This is a genomic window from Halobacteriovoraceae bacterium (assembly GCA_020635115.1).
Classification (GTDB): Bacteria; Bdellovibrionota; Bacteriovoracia; order Bacteriovoracales; family Bacteriovoracaceae; genus JACKAK01.
The window spans coordinates 114,495-133,487 of the sequence record JACKAK010000005.1; the positions used below are offsets into that span (position 1 = coordinate 114,495).

At 31.3% G+C, this 18,993-nt stretch carries 16 protein-coding genes; 9 read left to right on the forward strand and 7 right to left on the reverse strand.

Annotation, left to right across the window (positions count from 1 at the left end; genetic code table 11):
- Window positions 1–29: 29 nt before the first annotated feature.
- From tnpA to H6622_09190, 3 genes are all read left to right on the forward strand, one after another.
- Window positions 30–452 (forward strand): IS200/IS605 family transposase, encoded by a 423-nt coding sequence (gene tnpA, locus H6622_09180; protein MCB9061680.1) that lies wholly within the window; start codon window positions 30–32, stop codon window positions 450–452.
- A 72-nt stretch (window positions 453–524) separates the two neighbouring features.
- The gene (locus H6622_09185; GenBank protein MCB9061681.1) at window positions 525–788 is read left to right on the forward strand and encodes a hypothetical protein; all 264 of its coding nucleotides are present in this window, start codon (window positions 525–527) and stop codon (window positions 786–788) included.
- A gap of 2 nt (window positions 789–790) precedes the next feature.
- On the forward strand, window positions 791–1,951 hold the full coding sequence (locus H6622_09190; protein ID MCB9061682.1) for a hypothetical protein: 1,161 nt from the start codon (window positions 791–793) through the stop codon (window positions 1,949–1,951).
- An 11-nt stretch (window positions 1,952–1,962) separates the two neighbouring features.
- Here H6622_09190 and H6622_09195 read toward each other — a convergent pair whose 3' ends face one another.
- Complete coding sequence (locus tag H6622_09195) at window positions 1,963–3,348, reverse strand: aldehyde dehydrogenase family protein (protein MCB9061683.1); 1,386 nt, start codon at window positions 3,346–3,348, stop codon at window positions 1,963–1,965.
- Between the two features lie 202 nt (window positions 3,349–3,550).
- Between H6622_09195 and H6622_09200 the strand changes: the two genes are divergently transcribed.
- Window positions 3,551–5,182, forward strand: a complete 1,632-nt coding sequence (locus H6622_09200; GenBank protein MCB9061684.1) for a serine/threonine protein kinase — start codon at window positions 3,551–3,553, stop codon at window positions 5,180–5,182.
- On the opposite strand, the gene H6622_09205 is transcribed toward H6622_09200, so the two are convergent.
- Genes H6622_09205 through sixA form a run of 3 tightly spaced genes read right to left on the reverse strand, consistent with a single transcriptional unit; the run spans window position 5,179 to window position 6,561 of the window.
- Window positions 5,179–5,700 carry a hypothetical protein gene (locus H6622_09205; GenBank protein MCB9061685.1) on the reverse strand — a complete coding sequence of 174 codons (522 nt, stop codon included), beginning with the start codon at window positions 5,698–5,700 and terminating at the stop codon, window positions 5,179–5,181. The genes H6622_09200 and H6622_09205 overlap by 4 nt on opposite strands.
- A 37-nt stretch (window positions 5,701–5,737) precedes the next feature.
- A complete protein-coding gene (locus H6622_09210; GenBank protein ID MCB9061686.1) occupies window positions 5,738–6,121 on the reverse strand; it encodes an acyl-CoA thioesterase in 384 nt (127 codons plus the stop codon).
- Window positions 6,121–6,561 (reverse strand): phosphohistidine phosphatase SixA, encoded by a 441-nt coding sequence (sixA, locus tag H6622_09215; protein ID MCB9061687.1) that lies wholly within the window; start codon window positions 6,559–6,561, stop codon window positions 6,121–6,123. Before sixA ends, H6622_09210 begins: the two co-directional genes overlap by 1 nt.
- Window positions 6,562–6,658: 97 nt before the next feature.
- Here sixA and H6622_09220 point away from each other — a divergent pair, with 97 nt between their 5' ends.
- Window positions 6,659–7,213: a hypothetical protein gene (locus H6622_09220; protein ID MCB9061688.1), complete on the forward strand. Its 555-nt coding sequence runs from the start codon at window positions 6,659–6,661 to the stop codon at window positions 7,211–7,213.
- On the opposite strand, the gene H6622_09225 is transcribed toward H6622_09220, so the two are convergent.
- The gene (locus tag H6622_09225) at window positions 7,182–7,937 is read right to left on the reverse strand and encodes an RNA methyltransferase (GenBank protein ID MCB9061689.1); all 756 of its coding nucleotides are present in this window, start codon (window positions 7,935–7,937) and stop codon (window positions 7,182–7,184) included. The two genes, H6622_09220 and H6622_09225, sit on opposite strands and share 32 nt — an antisense overlap.
- 137 nt (window positions 7,938–8,074) lie before the next feature.
- Here H6622_09225 and H6622_09230 point away from each other — a divergent pair, with 137 nt between their 5' ends.
- The 4 genes from H6622_09230 (at window position 8,075) to H6622_09245 (ending at window position 16,808) form a co-directional block, all read left to right on the forward strand.
- Complete coding sequence (locus tag H6622_09230) at window positions 8,075–9,001, forward strand: hypothetical protein (protein MCB9061690.1); 927 nt, start codon at window positions 8,075–8,077, stop codon at window positions 8,999–9,001.
- Window positions 9,002–9,101: 100 nt separating this feature from the next.
- Window positions 9,102–11,300, forward strand: a complete 2,199-nt coding sequence (locus tag H6622_09235) for a hypothetical protein (protein MCB9061691.1) — start codon at window positions 9,102–9,104, stop codon at window positions 11,298–11,300.
- Between the two features lie 9 nt (window positions 11,301–11,309).
- Window positions 11,310–12,563: a hypothetical protein gene (locus tag H6622_09240; GenBank protein ID MCB9061692.1), complete on the forward strand. Its 1,254-nt coding sequence runs from the start codon at window positions 11,310–11,312 to the stop codon at window positions 12,561–12,563.
- A gap of 156 nt (window positions 12,564–12,719) precedes the next feature.
- Window positions 12,720–16,808 (forward strand): FHA domain-containing protein, encoded by a 4,089-nt coding sequence (locus H6622_09245; protein ID MCB9061693.1) that lies wholly within the window; start codon window positions 12,720–12,722, stop codon window positions 16,806–16,808.
- Window positions 16,809–17,204: 396 nt separating this feature from the next.
- On the opposite strand, the gene H6622_09250 is transcribed toward H6622_09245, so the two are convergent.
- Window positions 17,205–17,942, reverse strand: a complete 738-nt coding sequence (locus tag H6622_09250) for a hypothetical protein (protein ID MCB9061694.1) — start codon at window positions 17,940–17,942, stop codon at window positions 17,205–17,207.
- 9 nt (window positions 17,943–17,951) lie between these two features.
- Window positions 17,952–18,923, reverse strand: a complete 972-nt coding sequence (locus tag H6622_09255; protein MCB9061695.1) for a M12 family metallopeptidase — start codon at window positions 18,921–18,923, stop codon at window positions 17,952–17,954.
- Between the last annotated feature and the right edge of the window lie 70 nt (window positions 18,924–18,993).

An 18,993-nucleotide genomic window follows, 5' to 3' on the forward strand; every position in this document is an offset into this window, starting at 1 on the left:
GAGATTATCAATGTGGCATATTGCTGTCAATGTCAAAAAGCAATCTAAAATCCCATTATCACTGTGTTTATAACCTTCAATACCACTTGGTGTTAGTTACGAAATACAGAAGAAAATGTTTCACAAAAGAAATTCTAAAAGACCTAGAAGACATCTGTCATAATGTGTGTGAAAAGTGGTCTTGTGTTCTTTCTGAGTTCGGTGGAGAAGAGGATCATATCCATCTTTTAATCCAGGCCCATCCGGCCATGGATTTGAGTAGGCTCGTCAACAACCTAAAAACTGTTACATCAAGACTCATCAAAAAAAAGCATCAAAATCACTTCAAAAAGTTTTACTGGAAACCGGCCCTATGGACAAGGGCCTACTGTTTACTCACCACAGGTGGCACCACCATAGAAACAATCAGAAGGTATATTGAAAAACAGGGACAATCCTCGCCGGAAGGCTAAAAATTCATCTCCACCCAAGGCTTCGACGCTTTGGATGGAGAATTCTTTTTAACATATGTTAAAATGTATGGAATGATCAAAACAGTGATAAATTATACAATGGGGCGAAGAGAGGCCGGAGAAACTTATAACCACTTAGTTCCAAGTTTAAAAATTATATGTCGCTCTAGAGGAAGACATAGCAGAGAATGCCAAGCTTTGATGCCCATTCTTGCAGGACTTCCATCTCCTGGTGTTAAAAGTTATCATTTTAAAAAAATATATATCGATGATCCAAATGGTTGGGAAAAACTTCCGGATAACTATCAAGACCTTAATTCATCTCCAGTGTGGTAATTATGAGAATTTTAATTATTTTGTTATTTCTTCCAATTTGTGTAAATGCACTCGACATTACCAATTTATCAGGCCAGATCGATGAGATTTATCAGTCACAATTTCAAACGATCTATAAATATAAGGATAGTAATAATTTTAGATTTTTAAATAAGGAAGATAGCTTCAAAGCAGAAAAAATTATAGCGCTTAAAGACGGAATCTTCTGGATTGGGCCAAAAGGTAATGCTAATTTTTCATGGGACTTGTTTCAATTTAATCCTTATTGTTTACCAAAGATTGAATCAAATGATATTCGTTCGGTTAATTCAAATGATCATACTTTAGGTATATTAACTAAAGAAAATTCTCTATTTCTTATCAATTTAATATCAAAAAAGTGTCATCAAAAGAAAATTAGCAATGTTAAAATGTTTTGGATGTCTTCTCAAAAATCACTCATATTAAATGATAAATTAATTCTTTATGGTGAAAATCTAGATGATCAAACTCTAAATATTGGGGTGAAGAATCTTTTAGAAGTTTATCCCGTAGGCCAAGACCTATTCGTTGAATATACAAAAGGTGATGTTTATCACACAAAAAATAAATCATGGTTCAACAAGATTACTCGCATAGAAGTTTTTTCTACCCATAAGGCATTATTGGCCAGTGATGATTCTACGTATATTATTGGTGATAAAGTTTTTTATAATTCTAAGCAATCAAAATATCTAATAGAAAATTCTTTGATACCTATTAGTTCAAAATTAATTAGTAATGTGGGTGATCTTATTTTAATTAATGGTAAAGTCCCTGGCATTTTATCCACTGAAACGATTGAACCGACAATCAAAACAATTTCCAAAGAAGTCATGAATTTCATTACGAAACACTCTATCGATATAGGGTATCAGTTTAACGGGCACTATGCTTTACTTTCGAAAGATGGAAAGTTGATGATTTATTCCTCAGATCAAAAAATCTCTTTCAAATCTGATAACGTGAAAAAAATGATTAAAACATTAAATGGTTTATTAATAGAATATAGAGATAGTAAAAAAATCTACTACTCTAGTTTGTCTGGTATAAATGAATTTGAAGATTTTTCAGAGACCCAAGGAAATAAATTATCAATTGTTGCCCGTAAAAAAGATGGAACAGTAAGTGTTATTAAGGAATAGTTAATTTGAATCTAGTTTTGATTGATTACGATTAGTTTTTCTAAACTCATATCTTTAATTGCATATTCGTATCCACTAATTCCAAAACCAGATTTTTTAACTCCTCCAAATGGCATCCAATCAACTCTAAATGCTGGATGTTGGTTAATTAGAATTGCTTTTGAATAGAGTTTACTGATGACTGAATTCACTAAGTTAATATTTCTTGAATAGAAGGAAGATTGAAAAGAATATTCTGATGTATTGAGATAATCTATCAGTAAATCAAGATCAGTATATGATATTAAATTCACATGGGGTGCAAAAATTTCATTTGTAAGTAGTGAATCTTGTAAATTCTGGATCAAGGCTATACTTGGTCCAACCAAATTTCCTTCGAAAGAAGTGCTTTCTAATATGAAATTTACTCCCCTCTTCTTTGCATTTTCCAATGTGTTTAAGAACTTTATCTTTGCCTCAATTGTAATCATTGGCCCAATATCTGTTTCATGTATTTTCGGGTCACCTACAACCAAATTTTTTGCCAATTTTAAATATTTTTTTTGAAAATCTAAGAAAATATTTTCATGAATAAAAATATTTTGAGCAGAAACACATACCTGCCCACCATGATAATAAGAGGCCTTAATCAAACCAGGTAAAACTTGATCAATTTCAACATCAATATCAATGACAACTGGGGCAGTACCTCCGTGTTCTAGGCAATATTTAGAACCCTCCGGCAATTTTCGTTGTAACATTTCACCAATGCTATAGTGTCCAATAAATGAAAAGAATGCTATTTGCTTTTGAGATACTAGTTTTTGACAATCTTCATTTGTAAAAAGCGAAAAAATGCATTCATTCTCACTTGCACCGGCCTGGTGAAATAATTCAACTAACTTTTTGCAACTAAGAGGAGTTTTTAGTGCTGGTCTCATCAATAAAGGACAACCACTTATATAAGCGCTAAGCATTTGATGAATGATTAAATTAAGTGGGTGATTAAATGCACTTACTGCAAGACAGACTCCTAGTGGGGTAAATATAGTATATGCAAAGTGACCTGAAGAAGCATAAGTTTCACCCATTGGAATGATGTCACCCCTTAACTTTTTTAACGCAATAATTGACTGATTAATACCATCAACTGCCCTTGTGAATTCAATTATTGTGTCTTTTATTGGCTTTCCACCTTCAGAAATGGCCAGTTCAATAAGACTTTCCTTATTTTCTAAAACAAGATCCTTAAATTTCTCTAGTGTTTTAACTTTTTCAACCTTGTTTACAGGTCCACAATTTTTTAAAAAGAATTGATGAAGGTTAATTATTTTTTTTTGAACATCTTCATAAGAATCTAATCTTAATTTTGAAATTTCATTTCCATCATAAGGATTCGTAACAGTAAGAATATCCATAAATACACCTATATCTTTTCAGTAGAAATGTATTATGGGCCCATTTATACAAAAAGGCCATTTTAGATATTAACAAATTAAGATACTGAATTTCTGAACATTTCCCACTAAAAATGACTAAAGTTTAGACATTTTTTTCAAGTCAATTTCATCTTAAGTACTTGACTAAAACTGCCGAAGAGTATCCATAAGGATTTAATAGATGAGCAGTGAAGAGAGCTTCAAAATTAAAAGATATGGAAAATATCTTCTCTTAAATCACCTTGTTGATGGTGGTATGGCCGAGATATATTTGGCCAGAGAGTTGTCTATTAATGAAAATGATATCATCACAAAAAAAATTATTGCTGTCAAAATGATCAAACAGGTTTTTTCACAAGACTTGCAATACAAAAAAATGTTTCTAGATGAAATTCAAGTAACCTATGGATTGCAACATCCTAACATTGCTCAAATTTATAGTTACGGTGAAGAAAAAAATAGACTCTACTGTGTGATGGAATATGTTGATGGCCGTTCGTTGAGAGAATTTATTGATATACTTGAATATGAAAGCAAACATTTTCCAATTGATATGGCATTGCATATTGTATCCCAAGTTTGTATGGGACTTGATTATGCACATAAATACACAGATAAATTGACAGGAAAGAAAAGTAATATTGTTCATCGTGATATGTCTCCTTCTAATGTTATGATTGATTATCAAGGTATAATAAAAATCATCGATTTTGGAATAGCTAAAGCAGAAACAAATCAGGAAGAAACCCAAGAAGGCACTATAAAAGGTAAATTTGGCTATCTGGCCCCCGAATGTTTAATGGATGGGATGACAATTGATCACCGATATGATCAATTTTCAACGGCCCTTATTTTATGGGAACTCATTACCGGACAACGCCTGTTTGTTCATAAAAATGAAATGATCACTCTTCGCAATATCTATGAATGTAATATTCCAACCCCCTCATCTATAAATCCGAATATCCCACCAGAACTAGACACTGTTTTACTTAAAGCTTTAAGTCGAGATAGAGAAAAACGTTATAGTGATATGGATCAATTTGGTAGAGAACTTATCAAAATAATTTATAAAATTAATCCTGAGTTTAGTAGTTCTGATTTAGGTGGATTTCTATCTGAAAAATTTGATGAAATTATTTCAAAAAATCGTAAGAGTTTAAGAGATATGGGTGAAGTTGATTTAAGGCCTTATATTGAAGAAATGGTAGATGGAATTGAAGCACCTAGTATGACTATAAACAAAGAGGCCGGTACACAGACCAATATAAAAGTTAATCTTCTTCAAGATGGACTTCCTCAAGTTGATATTGATCATCTCTTTGAGAGATTTTATCCAGAATTTAAAGAAATGAGAGAAAAACAAATCTCTCTGGAACTTAGTGATGGAAAAAATCCCACACATAGTAAACCAACATTAGAAGAGGTTTTGAAAAGTAATACTCTAAGATCAAAAACTGAAATTAGAAAACGTCCCGTTTTATCTTCTGCAAACACAAAGAAAAGGAAAAGAAGAAGATCTAACAGAAAAAAGAAGACAACTTTTTCCTACCCTTGGGGAAAACTTATTCGAAAATTATCTCTACTTTCATTTTTCCTTTATATTTTACTCCTTTTTTCATACCTTCAAATTTGGCCAGTACGAAAGTATGTTGATAATCATCCACAAATAAAAAGAACAATGATTTTTGCTCTTCCATTTGCAAAAGTTATTGTAAATGGAATAAATAGCAAATTAGATAATTTTATTGAAAAAAAGTTTAAGGAAGAAGAACGTCAAATTAAAGAAGAATTCAAAAATATGGAATATTAATTGAAAAACTTTTCAAACTGTTGTAATGCCCAATTCTTTGTTGTTTGATAATTCGTTTTAACAAATTTTTTAACTTTTTGAAATAATGTTAAATTTTGTTTTTCAAGGCCCTTATCTTCTATTCTATTTTCCTCTTTGACAGTAGAATTTTGTTCCTTTGCAACATTTCCAACTGGATCCTTCTTCTCAACTTCTTTTGACTGATTTTTATTCTTTGTAATAATTGTTTCTTTTGGTATTGGAGATGGTTTTGATTCTATTTCTTTCTTATTCTCTTTTTTATATTCGATAGGATCTGTTTCAGATTCTAATTGCGTAACACTGGTTGACTTATCATCAATATCATCTGGTGAATCGTTAATTTTTACAATCTCAAGCTTATCCTGAGATTTATTTTTTGATTTTTTTATTATCTTTTGTTTTCGTTGAGTACTGACACTGATCTCTTCTTCATCATCTGAAAAATAATAACTATCTTCATCATCTACAGTAAATTCGGCCCCAGAATCTTCGGCCATCGACTGAAAAGTGATGATTAATAATAATATAAAGAAACTAATCTTTAATTGGAATTGGTTTTCTTTCTTCATTGACACAAACATAAGTAAAAATACCTTCAGTTACTAAAACTCTTTCTTTTGCAATTTCTCTGGCGGCCCAGGCCTCAATTTTAACAGTGATAGAAGTACGCCCTGTCTTTATTATATTAGTGTAACAACAAAGTGTATCTCCTACAAAAACAGGTAAATGAAAAATCATTGAATCTACTGCAACAGTAACAACTCTTTTTCTTGCAAATTTCTTTGTGGCAATACCACCGGCAATATCCATTTGCGAAAGAACCCATCCTCCAAAAATATCCCCTGTTGGGTTTGTGTCAGCAGGCATCGCCAAAGTTCTAATTGATATTTCACCTTGAGGGGTACGTTGTTCATCCATTATTGGCTCCTATAAATTATTTTCGGTCCATCACTACTAGTTTCTATCATAACGGCATCAGAGGTTTTTAGGCCAACAAAAGTAGTATCATGACAAAGTTCATAAACCAAATTTGATAAAAAAGGATTATGTGAAACGATAACGCAATCAGTATCTAAACATTGGATATATTCACTCCATTGCTCTACACTAGCAGATGGATGCAAATTATCTCGAACTTCAATTCGGGCCTTTGGAAAAGCATTTTTTGCAAAAATTTCTGCACTTTGTTGAGCTCGTATAAAATTACTATGTAAAACAAATTCTGGGCTAAAATTCAATCTTTTCATCTTATGTGCTAGAGTAAGCATTGATTCTCTGCCATGTGAAGTTAACTCACGCAAATGATCAGGAATTTTTTGTCCAGCTTCACCATGCCTTATAAGAAGTATTTTACTCAATTTCTTACTCCTGTAACGTGTCACGGCCAATTTTACCAAACTTCTTTTTTTTATAAAAGAACAATATTCTATAGTTAATATCTCTTTTGGAGCTTTTATGAATTTACTACTTTTTGTCTTCTTAACTTTAATTAGCACTAATGTCAGGGCTAAAGAACTTGTGATTGTTGCAAAAAATAGTGCTCATGTTGGAAAAGTTTTTCGAGTTGAAGTTTTTTTAAATGATGGAGTACAAATGACGGAAGTCACAAAGTATGTCAAATTTTTCTCACCATTTGAGCAAGTTGGAACAGGTGCCTTTTTAATCACTCCCAAGTGGAGCGGACACTCTGGTGAGTTTATGATAAAAGTAAAATTGCGTGAGGGTGAACAATTATATGCAAAAAGACAGTTTTTTAAAGGATATGGAAAAGTAAATAAACTCGAATTCATTCCACCTAGAATCGTCTATAAAGGAGAACATAAAAAACTAAAACTTTACGCTCTCATAAATGATGAAAAATATGATGTAACGAAGTATGCACAATGGGATTCTAGATGTGGGACAATAAGTGAGGAAGGAGAATACTCACCTTACCTTAACACATGTCAAGACACGATTGAATATAGTTTCGGAGATATTAGAGAATTTCATCAGGTTTCTGTTTTATAGTCTTCATAAGCTCAATTTGACCCATTAATGAAATTACTGCATTTTCAACTCTTAATATAATATTTGAGAGTTTTAAATCTTCATAATCATTTTGTAAAAAATACTCTTCTTCGTCAGTAGTCAGTCCTCTTTCTGGCCCAAATACAAAGCGCATTTTTCTTTTAAAGTTTATACCAGTATTATTAAGCATTTTACGAGAATTTAAGGATAAAAGAAACTTCTGTGCTGGATTATCAAAGTCCCATTTCATATATGCATGAACATTCTCTTTAATAATTATTTCTGGAAGAGTCGTAAATTGCCCCGACTGACACATACCTAAGAGGGAGAGGTGATTCATTTGAGATTGATCAAATATTTTAGACTGTAAATAGCTCTTTTCACTGAGTTCGGCCTTAAATACGATAATTCTTTTAATTCCACAGGCACTAAGATGTTCAATAATCTTTTTCATTGTTTGAGGTCTTGACACCCCTATGGCAAAATCGATCTCATATCTTGGAATACTTTTGATCGTTTTTATAATCCGTACTTTAGCATTTTTTTTAGTGAGGTCTATAAGTTCAAATTCAAGTAAATCCCCTCCTATTTGAAATCCTTTCAGATTATCACCCATGTGTGGTTTAAGAATATTGTTCAAATGTTGAACAACTAATTCTTCTCTAATGTCGACTATGTCACCTGTCTGACAATATTTTTTATTTACAACTGGAATTCTATTCATTCCCTCTCGTCGCATATTCAAGTTTTACTGTCAAAGTAAACCTATTGTAATTTAAAGGAACTCAATATATTTTTTTCATTTATACTTGCAAGTATAATTTTTATCGCATAAATAAACTCTTTATAGAGGGAAGATCCATGGGCAATAACTCACATTTTTCTAGATTAATTGAACTCTCGTTGAATGAACTCACAGTTATCAAAGTTACAAAAGATATCAATAAGGAAATCTCTGACTATAAAGATTATGCAGATATTTTAAGATTTTATCTTTCAGGTAATATTGAAAAATTGAGAAAGAAAGTTGATCAATTAGAAAAAGAATGTCCTCAAACATTGATGGCCCAATTAGGTAGACTGAGATTACAAACTCGGTTGAATGAAGTCGATGATGAGTTAATTAAAAATTTAGAAGAAAAAATTGAATCTTCTGATCACCTCAATGATTATAAAGGTGAGGTTTATTTTGTTATCGGACAAGCATTTGCTGTAAAAAAAGAATATAAATTGGCAAAAGATACATTCTACAAGGCCTATGAATCTTTAAAAGAATTAGGTTCAAGTAAGAAAGCAAATAAGGCGTTGCTTAATAGTATAGTAAGTGAAAATTTATTAGATAAGAATAAAAATTTCAACCTTGAATATAACTATATTGTTAATCGTTCCCTTGCCTTAGGTGATACAGACATGGCCGGTATAGCAACTGCTAATATGGCCAAAGAGTATTATGAAATAGGTTCTTTCATAGTTGCGATAAAATATTTTACGCAAGCTTTAGAATATATGAAAAATGATCGAGGCACATCACATTACTACTTAACAATGGCCCATAGGGCCCTGGCGTATCTGAAGTCCGGTGAGATTGACAAAGGACTCACCGATTATGAAATGGCCAAGATTGCTCCGTTTAAAGTAGTTAAAGAATTTTTGAATGATATTCAAACCTACCTTATTGAAAACAGATCAGATCACAAAATTTCAGACTATATACTGAACGCGAGTGGTGTACAAAAAATTAGCGCAAAAAACTTAGACAATAATATTCTAAACTCCTCAAATTATTAGATTTTTACGAGTTTGACTTTTTTTCTCCCTTATTTAGTTAAATAATATAGATACGTTACCGAATAGTAGCTAGGTATTTTGACGTATATGAGGGAAGAAAATGTCTTTTGATTACGAGAAAATCAAAGCTAAAGTAGAATCTAATGATTCTTGGACATCAAACAGTGACTTGTTCATGGTCCTCTCTGTTGTCTTTTTGTTATTATATGTTGTTTCTTCAATGAGAAACGGTTCAAACACTGTACAACGATCTATTCAATATCAAGAACTACAAAAAAGAAATGAGCAACTTGAATCACAAATTCAGGCCTATGAAACATTAAAAGAAGACTACCTCGCAAAAGAGGCCTCACAAAAAGAACAAGAAACTTATGAAGCTTTAATGGAAAAACTTTCACTCTTAAAAGAGGAAACAAAAGAAGAGAAAAATGAGTTGAGAAGAAGAGCTCTTGAAAATGAAAAGAAAGAAATGGCCTTAAATGAATATCAACAAATAATAAAAAATATAATTGATTCAAATATGCTAGCTCAACAAAGAATTCAAAAGCGTGACAAAACTATTTCTAAAAAGTCAGAAGTTATTAAAGAACAAGAGATTACCATTGCACAAAAAACAGATACAATTCTTAAACAAGAACAAGATATTGAGAGTAAACGTTTAACTATTATAGAAAAACAAAAAATTATTGAAACTAAACAGGCCCTTTTAATCAAGAAGCAAGCACAAATTAAAGAACTAGAACAAGATGTTGAAGATAAAAAAATGAAAATTGCAGCTAACGAAGCGCAAATTGAAAAAATCAATAAAGACTTAGATGAACAAATTGCTAAATTGGCAGATGAGTATAAAAGAAATAAAAAATCACAAAAAAGGCTTAACGCTGCAATACGTAGTTTAAAAAAGAAAAGTTCTGAAAAAATTGCTCAACTTGAACAAATTAATCTAGAGGTCAATAAACAATTAAATGTTGTTAACACCTCATTAAATTCAGCTGAAAATCAGTTAAAAAGTGCTGAACAAACAATTGAACAACAAAATCTTCAAACACAGAGACTTAATCAAGAAATTGCACAGGCCACGCAAGATTTATATGACACAAAAATTGCTTATGACCAACAAATTGATAAATTACAAGATGAGCATAAAAGAAAAATGGAGCTTGAAAAACAGAAATTCGAAGACGATTTAAAGAAGCAAAAACTTAGTCTTGAAGAACAACAAAAGAGACTTGCTGCGTTTCAAAAAGAAGCAGACAAAAAAGAAAAAGAGCTCGCTGGCAAAATTGCTAAGTTAAACACGAAAGTGAAAGATGTGAATACGCAACTTTCTGCTGCTGAAAATCAGAAAAGAAAACTTGCAGAGGATTTAGCTCAGGCGACACAGGAATACAAAGATAAAATGGCAAAAATGAAAAGTGATTTTGAATCTCAAATGGCCAGAGATAAAGCAGCTTTTGAGGATAGTTTAAATAAACAAAAACTTAGTGCAGCAGCTAGGGCCAGAAAAATGGCAGCTTTTCAGAAGGAAGCAGCTGAGAAGGAAAAAGAGTTACAAGGTAGATTGGCCGGTTTGGGTGAAAAAATTTCTGAATCTGAAGGGAAGCTGGCCAAAGCACAAGATGATCTTGAAGCAGCGAAAAAAGAATCTGGTCGTTATCTTTCAAGCATAAAAAAACTTGAAACTGACAAATCTCAACTTAGTGATGAACTTAAACAGGCCCAATCACTTATCGATACACGTAAAAAGTTGGCAAAAAAGATGCTGGCAAATTTCAAGAAAAAGGGTGTGAGTGCTGATGTCGATCTACAAACAGGAGACGTAACAATTAGCTTTGGTAGAGAGTACTTTGATAGCGGACGAGCTGATTTAAAAAATGGAATGAAATCTTCACTCCAAAAATTTGTCCCCTCTTACTCTGAGAGTTTGTTTTCTGATCCAGCAATAGCTTCAAAAATAGAAGCTGTTGAAATTATAGGTTTTGCCTCACCTACTTATAATGGAAAGTTTATCAATCCACAAAGTTTGGATCCCAGTGATAAAAAAGCGGCGGAGTTTAACCTAAAATTATCTCAAAACAGAGCTAACTCGGTATTCAATTATATGTTTGATAGAAAAAAACTTAAATACAAGCATCAACAAAGACTCTTCCCTCTCGTTAAAGTGACAGGGAGATCTTTTATGACAGAAGAAATCAAAGACATAGATAAGTATGAAGGAATGTCAGCTGATGATTTTTGTAAAGAATATGACTGTAAAAAGGCCCAAAGGGTTATTGTAAAATTCAGTTTGAAGAACTAGGAGACGGAGATGGTCGATTCAGGTCAACAAGAAATTTTAAAAGGGCTTGCCGACTTATTAACACCGACAATGATTGTTGTCTTTTTTATTGGTACATCACTAAGGGCGTTAGTGTATTGGACTATAAAAAGAGAAGATTGGTTTGCACGTGAGTTTGAAAGAAGGGCGCATGCATTTCTAGAGCTCATGTCAAAGGATGGTCATTTTTCTTTCTATTTGGCCACCAAAAAGCTTCTTGAGAAAACATTTTATGAGCTTTTCATTCTTAGAGCAATTATGAAACGTAGAAAACCAGATGTCATCATGTCTATTAGTGATCGGATATTTTTAATACAACAAGGTGCTGCTTTTATAGTTAAAGATACTTTAAAACAAATAAAGTTTTTAAAACATCAGGGACACCCACCTAAAATGTTAGAAATTACGAAAACTGTTTGTCAAAACAATCCATGTTTTAATAAAGTTTTTGGTATAATTCCGGTAACAATTAATGATGTCTTGAACGTTTTGCCAGGAATGTTTGTCATTGGTGGTATTTTTGGTACATTTCTAGGGATTATGGAAGGTCTTTTTGACCTTACGAATATGGATATAGCAGATGTAGCTGGTACACAAGATCTAATGAATGATTTCCTTAGTAAGGTTTCATTCTCAATGAGTACTTCACTAACAGGTATTGTTTTATCTGTAACAATGACAATTATGAATACCCTACTCAATCCTGAAAAATTATTCTATGACATAATTTTTAGATTTGAAAACTCACTTGATATTCTTTGGAATAGAAGTGACAGTAACTTTCTTCCTGAAGAAATTAAAGATTTCGATGAAAACAGAGATCCAATCGAGGCCCTTGCAGAAAATGCAGTCCAAAAAGAATTCGAACTCGCAAAGAAATTCAGAAAGGAAAGGGCCGAACATCTACAAGGTGAACATCTCATTGAAAAAGGGATTCAGGAAATAATAGAAAAAGAAAAAAATACTGGCCAAAATAAACTTGTAGAAGAAGAAAATCGCACAGAAGAAGTAATCCAAGGCAATACTGCTATAGGTGAACATCAGCAAAAAATTGTTGATGAGCAAGACAATCTAGATACACAGAATATACAAAAACAAGAAACGCAGTATCAACGTCCAGTTGAAAACAAAGAGAACACAGTAGCTGCAAATCTTCCTTCGACACCTCAATCTGCTTCAAATGAATCTACTGCTGTATCACAATCGATTCCCTCAAATGAAGATGAAAAAAAGCAAGCAAGTTAGTAACATATTGAAATTTCGAAACTATGGGCCAATTTAACTGGCCCTTTTTTATTCGTATTATTTTGAAATTAGTTTTTAATTGATAAAAAGACTTTAATTATTTTTGTGTTATGTCCGATGAGACCTAGAGACTAGGTTTGTTAAAAGTATAGGATCATGGCAGGAAAAGGTTATTACAACATTAATATTATCACCGATAATGGTGTGTTTGATAAAACAATCAAAGGAGCTGATTTTGTCATTGGAAGTTCAAAGAAGTCTAATCTCATTTTAAAAGTTCCTGGTGTTAGTAGAAAACATCTTAAAATAGCTCAGATTAACGGACAAACCTATATTGAAGACCTCCACTCTTCAAATGGTACTTTATTAGATGGAGTACCAATGGATCCAGGAATACCAATTAAATACACTGGTCAAAAAATTAAAATTGGAATTGATGAAGTTGTTATTACATTAGTAAGAGTAACAGAAAAAATGGATAATGATCTTTTAGATTTGGCCCCAAAAGAATATCGCCCATCAAAATCTGATAGCACAGGATCGGAGAGAGTCCCTGCCGAAATCTCTTCTCCGGCCTTTGAAAATATTGACAAATTATTAGAGGAGGACAATCAAAATTACAAACCTGAAGCAAAAGTAAATCATGAGATGCCAATTGACCGTTCTGGATCAATTGATATTTCTGGACAATTAGAAATTAATAAGATCCTTGCAAATGAAGTAACAGACTTAAAAGATAATATCGATGAAATGCGTTCAAAAGTTAAGAAAACAAAAAATGAACAAGATAAAATTGAAAATGAGATTAAGGATCTTGAAAAAAAGAAAAAAGAAATCATCTATGAACTTGAAGAACTAAAAAAAGATCATGAACACTTTGAAAAGAAAGCAAAAAAATCACTTGAAAAAGAGTTTGAACGAAAGCGTGAAATGTTCGAAAGTGAATTAGATGAAAAAAAAGAAGAGGCCAGAAAAGATATTGAAATGCAACGTCTTGAGACAGCACAAGAAATTGAGAAAAAAAGAAAACAGTATGAAGTTGAAATTGAAGAAATTAGAAAGTCAGAAATAAAAAAAATAAATGAGCAAATAGTTAATCTTCTATCCGATAATGAATCTGAAATTAAGAAGGCCAGAATAGAAAATGAAAATTTTATTGTACAAGCTAGGGCCGATAGCGAAAGATTGCTAGAAGAGGCCAAGGCACATCGAGAAATGATTTTAGAAGAGGCCGAAAAAAGCGCAAAAAAACTTGAAAAAATCACCACGGCCAAGGCAAAAGATATCGAAGCACAAGCACAACTTTTTGCAGCAGATATGAGAAAAAGTGCTGAAAATGAACTTTCTTTTTATAAAGAAAAAGCTGATCGAGAAGCAAATATAATTCTTGAAAAAGCACAAAATGATGCGCATAAACTTATAGTTGAGGCCAATGAAAAAGCAGAGTTTGTGATCAAAAATGCTTTTAATGCTTCTGTTATACTTAAAAATGAAACAAATGAAGATCTAACAGAAAGTAATTTTAAAGAAATTTTTAAAGATTATCAGAAAAAAGGAAATTCTGCCTACTCCAGCTTACAATTACAAACGCAAGAAGAATATGCTGAACTAATGAGGGCGAAAACAGAAGCAATTGAACAAAAAAATCTACTGATTATAGAAAAAGAAAAACAAGAGTTACTTTTTAATGCAAAAGAAGAAGCAATAGAATTAAGAAAAGATGCCCAACAAAAAGCGGATAATATAGTGAGAGAGGCCTATGTTTCAGCAAAACTCCTAACACATGAGGCCGATGCAAAACTCTTTGTTCTCAAAAAAGAATATGACGAAATAAAATCTAAATATGAACAAGATAAGGTTTTTTATAATGAAGATTTAAGTGATATAAAAAATGAATATCACAATATTAAAGAAGATATCAAATTACTCATTGAACAAAAAAATGAACTAAAATTTATCGTTTCCGATGAAGAGAAAAAAATTATTGATTTGAAACAAGAAAGAGATTTTCATCAAAAATCTTTAGAACATGATAGAGAATCCATTGAAGCAAAAATTAATGATCTTAGAAATAAATTTATCGAAGAGAAAAGAGACTTTGAAGAGAAAAAACTTTATCATGAAGAGGAACTTCAAACGATAAAAACGGAAATCTCATCAAAAAAAGATAAATTAGCTGAAAACGAAAGAAAACTAATTAACTTAAAAGATGAAGTTGATAAGATTGAAAAAGACAAAACCGCGGCCTACGAAAAGCTTCAAGAAATACATCAAGATATACTAAGGATCACCTCAGAAAAAGAATTACTCATTGATCAGAAGAAAGATTTAGAAATTAAATCTGAACTAATTATGAAAGAGGCCGAAATGAGGGCCAACGAGATGATTCAAAGGGCCAATGATAAAAATGAGCTAAAAGAAACAAAACTTAATGAACTAGAAGAACATCTCGATCAAAGATCACAAGAAATTAAAAATCTTGAAAAAGTTGTGGCCAAAGAAACAGAAAAAAAACAACGTGATGCGGATGAATATTATACTGAAATGCTGAAAAAGGGAGATAAATATGAAAGAGATAAAATTCAATCTGCTGATTCATATGAAAATGAAAAAATTAAATTTGGTGATGAATACTATATTGGTAAAAAACTAGAAGGTGATCAATACTACAATGAAAAACTAACGCAAGCAAACAACTACTACAATGAAAAACAAACAGAAATATCTACTAAAATTAAAGAACATGAAATTAACATTGCACAAAAGCAAAGTGAATTAAAAGAAAAGATTAAACAATTTAATGTTGAAAAAGATAATTATGAAGAAAAAATCAAAGAAAGACATAAAATAGTTCAAGACGAATTAGAAAGTGGAACATTAAAAATTGAAAAACATCTTGAACAAGAATATATAAAACTTGAAGAAGCAACAATTTCAAATGAAAAACAAGCGCAAGATAGAAAAAAAGAAATCTTAGACAAAGCAAACAAAGAAGCACTAACAATTATAAAAAATGCTCGAATACACAAAGAAAAAGTAATAGAGGAATCTGACAAAATAAAAAAGGATGCTGATGTCTATGATAAACATAAAAGAACCAACGCAGACAAATATCATGAGACTACAATTCAAAATACAGACGCCTCTGCAAATGAATTATTAGACGTTGCAAATAAAAAGAAAAAAGAACTTGAATCAGAAATTAATAAAAGAAAAAATAATCTTCAAATTGAGGTTGAACAAGAAAGATTAAAAATGATGGAAAGAGTTCAAAATGAAGAAACTGAATTAAGGAAAAGTATTAAGGCCATAAAAGCTAAAGGTGAAAAAGAATTTGAAGAAAGAAAAAAAGAACAAGAGCTAGAATTAGGACGTATCAAATTAAAAGAGAAAGAAGTTATCGAAGCAGAAAGGCAACAGATGAGAAAAGCTGAAAAGGCCAGAGTAAAAATGCAAATTTCGAATATCGCAGATAATTTAGATGTTCTACTTTTAGATAAATTTGAAGATATTAAAAATCATCATGGTGCGATTAAAAACGTTTTACCCTCTAAGGAAATAAAAGAAATAGTTAAATATGCTTTTGCTACAGATGATGTTCAAAAAGACAAAAACCTCGAAAAAGCTCTTCCCTTTAATCAAGATGCGGCCCAAAAAGTAAAAGATTTTTACAAAAGAACAGGAATCAAAATTGCTGTGGGATTATCAGTCATTTCTTTGATCATTTTTTCTGGAGATATTTACAATGGTGTTTTAAATATTGTGAGTTCAAAACAATCTGATTCAGATGAACTCCTCAATCAAATCAAAGAAAATAAGAAAAATAAACCTATCTTTGATCCAGCAAAAACAGATGATTTTAAAAATACATTCACTGACAATCTTCTATATAATCGTGGTTTTGAAATTATTAAACTGAATTCAGAGTATAGAAAGCAATGGACAATTGATTTAAATAATTTCATTGTAAATGAGTTAAATTTGTCTGAAAATGCTATCATTCCATATATGAGTAATGAAACAAATATGATCAGGGAAATGGCCGATATTCGAGTCAAAATTAATATTGACAAACCAGAAAAAGGAATTGAAAGATTGCGAGAAGTTGAGGCCAATTACCTTCCAGCACTTAAAAATGCATTTAACAATGATCCTGAAAAATGGGTAAAATACTGGGAGTTTCACAGTAAACATTTTTCAAGTTATAGACAAAATAATAGAAATCTTGCAAGTGAACAAAAATAATCTCAATTTTGAAAATCGTGTTTTGTTAAAATCCCCTACTGGCCTAATTTTAAAATTATCTCTTGGAACGAAATTCTTTGTAGTAGCGACAACTAAATTCTTGCTTTTTTTTGAAGGGCCAACTTGTGCACAAAAAGATAAAAGGAAACATACCTTTTTCGATTGTTAGTTTAAATTTTTAATAGCCCCATCCCAAGTCCTAGATGAACTGAGAAAATAATCAATATTCCAAATCTTGATATATTATGTATTAATTTTATTTTCAATATTTCTATCTGATTCATTCTTGCACAATAGTTAGTCAGTAAATTGTTTTAACTTTTGTATAAAATTCATCATTGTGGTTTTTTAGACATATCTAAATATATGTATATGGAATTCTTGTGAGTTTATTTTTCAAATCATCCTCATAAAATGTTCAATTGTTTGCTGTTGTATCAATTCCAAAAAAACCCTTGTATTTTGGTAATATTGTTGATCCTGTAGATCTGACCATTCTTTTAAATCTTCAACAGAGAGGTCCTTGTAAGCGTATAAACCAATGAAATAATATGTATTCATAAAATGAGAATAAATTTCATGTGAAATTTTATTAGCACTATAATCTTTTTGCTTACTATCACTTGTCATCCTTAATGTTAAATCAATCAGTCCCTTAAGACCAACCTGAGAAGGGTTACTTGTGAGGAGCAACTTACGAATGTACTCTGCCCTTTCCTTATGATCTTTTTGATCTGCATAAGAATCTAAATAATCCTTAATTTCTTTTTCATCAATTTCCTTAACTCTAAGCTTATTCACTTTTTTTATAATTGAACTACTCATCATTTTGGAAATATCATCTGCAAATTTTTCATATCCATTAGTTGTCAAGGCCTTATCCATTAAGTATTTGTTAAAATCCTTTTGGTTAAAAACTTCTAATATTTTTTTGTAAATCGCTTCATTGATATACTCTTTGTATTTCGTTCTAATATGATTTAGTTGCACTTTAAAATCATTGTCAGAAAAGCCGATTTCTCTCAGAGGAAGTGGGAGCTCTTCTAGATGAGAGTAGTTTTCATATTCCTTATTTGAATGCGTTGCGCAACCATTTAGTATCAGAAGTAATAAAAGTAAGCTCCATTTTCTCATAACCTATCCCTATTTTTTATACATCATATTGAGTACTTCAATGTCCCAATAACTTAATTCTGATTCATTTTTTGTATAAACACTACCATCTTTTGAAATAATTGTTGGGTGTGATTTATCAAGTGCAAATGAGTATGGATCATACATCATAATGGATTGGAGATCTAATTCATCGTTATAGAGATTAAAAACGCTCTTTGGAACTCTTCTAAATTGATCATGAAATTTTTCTTCTATATTACCCCAAAAAATTTCAATATAATTATCCCGATCTTCTCTCGATTGTTCATGAAACCTCCCAACAGCATGATTCATTTCATGGAGTATTTCCCCGACTCGACAGCCATTGGAAAGTTTGATTTCTTGCTTTCCTCCAACTTTTCCTACAAAGGAATAGCAATGTTCTTTTCCAGAAGTGAAGTAAATATAATCTTTCTGGCCTTGCCTAGGAATGAATTGTAGATTAGTTTGTTGATTCATAAAGTCGATAGCAGTTAACACTTGACCTTCAATTTCGAGACGAGAATCAATCACATAAGGAACTATTCCATCCGGCCAAAGTGATGGTTTTTCTATTTTTATTTTTTGATTATTTGGTTTGCCCTTAAGACTTCCTTTTAAAATTAACGTATCATGGAAGGTAAAGAAATCCTTATGCTCTTCCAAAGAATCCTTCTTTAGATATACATTCCCTTCATTATCCGTTTCAAGAATATCAACTTTATCCCAATTAACATTCTTAGGGATTTCATAAATTATTTTCGAAGGCCTTGTTCTTTTGGAATCATTCGAATTTTGTGACAAGTTTTTCTTATGAAGTATTTGGGTTAAATTATCTTTCAATGAAGAATCATTCATAGTAGAAGAATTGTCTTTTAAACTCTCTTTAGGAATTATTTCATCTGAATTTTTTTTAATTTTTAAATTAATATAAAAACCAATTGAGATGATTAAAAAACTCAAAAATACAATTTTTTTCACCTCTCCCCCTTGAAAAAATATTTTCAGTCTAAAATATCAAAAAACTGTAGAGAAGACATCATATTTCCAA

Excerpts from the sequence above, each read along its gene's own strand:
- H6622_09220 (MCB9061688.1), top strand. The coding sequence starts at position 6,659 with ATGAATTTACTACTTTTTGTCTTCTTAACTTTAATTAGCACTAATGTC.
- H6622_09195 (MCB9061683.1), bottom strand. The coding sequence starts at position 3,348 with ATGGATATTCTTACTGTTACGAATCCTTATGATGGAAATGAAATTTCA.
- H6622_09245 (MCB9061693.1), top strand. The coding sequence starts at position 12,720 with ATGGCAGGAAAAGGTTATTACAACATTAATATTATCACCGATAATGGT.
- H6622_09200 (MCB9061684.1), top strand. The coding sequence starts at position 3,551 with ATGAGCAGTGAAGAGAGCTTCAAAATTAAAAGATATGGAAAATATCTT.
- H6622_09235 (MCB9061691.1), top strand. The coding sequence starts at position 9,102 with ATGTCTTTTGATTACGAGAAAATCAAAGCTAAAGTAGAATCTAATGAT.
- tnpA (MCB9061680.1), top strand. The coding sequence starts at position 30 with ATGTCAAAAAGCAATCTAAAATCCCATTATCACTGTGTTTATAACCTT.
- H6622_09205 (MCB9061685.1), bottom strand. The coding sequence starts at position 5,700 with ATGGCCGAAGATTCTGGGGCCGAATTTACTGTAGATGATGAAGATAGT.
- H6622_09230 (MCB9061690.1), top strand. The coding sequence starts at position 8,075 with ATGGGCAATAACTCACATTTTTCTAGATTAATTGAACTCTCGTTGAAT.
- H6622_09190 (MCB9061682.1), top strand. The coding sequence starts at position 791 with ATGAGAATTTTAATTATTTTGTTATTTCTTCCAATTTGTGTAAATGCA.
- H6622_09185 (MCB9061681.1), top strand. The coding sequence starts at position 525 with ATGATCAAAACAGTGATAAATTATACAATGGGGCGAAGAGAGGCCGGA.
- H6622_09225 (MCB9061689.1), bottom strand. The coding sequence starts at position 7,937 with ATGAATAGAATTCCAGTTGTAAATAAAAAATATTGTCAGACAGGTGAC.
- H6622_09250 (MCB9061694.1), bottom strand. The coding sequence starts at position 17,942 with ATGAGAAAATGGAGCTTACTTTTATTACTTCTGATACTAAATGGTTGC.
- H6622_09240 (MCB9061692.1), top strand. The coding sequence starts at position 11,310 with ATGGTCGATTCAGGTCAACAAGAAATTTTAAAAGGGCTTGCCGACTTA.
- H6622_09210 (MCB9061686.1), bottom strand. The coding sequence starts at position 6,121 with ATGGATGAACAACGTACCCCTCAAGGTGAAATATCAATTAGAACTTTG.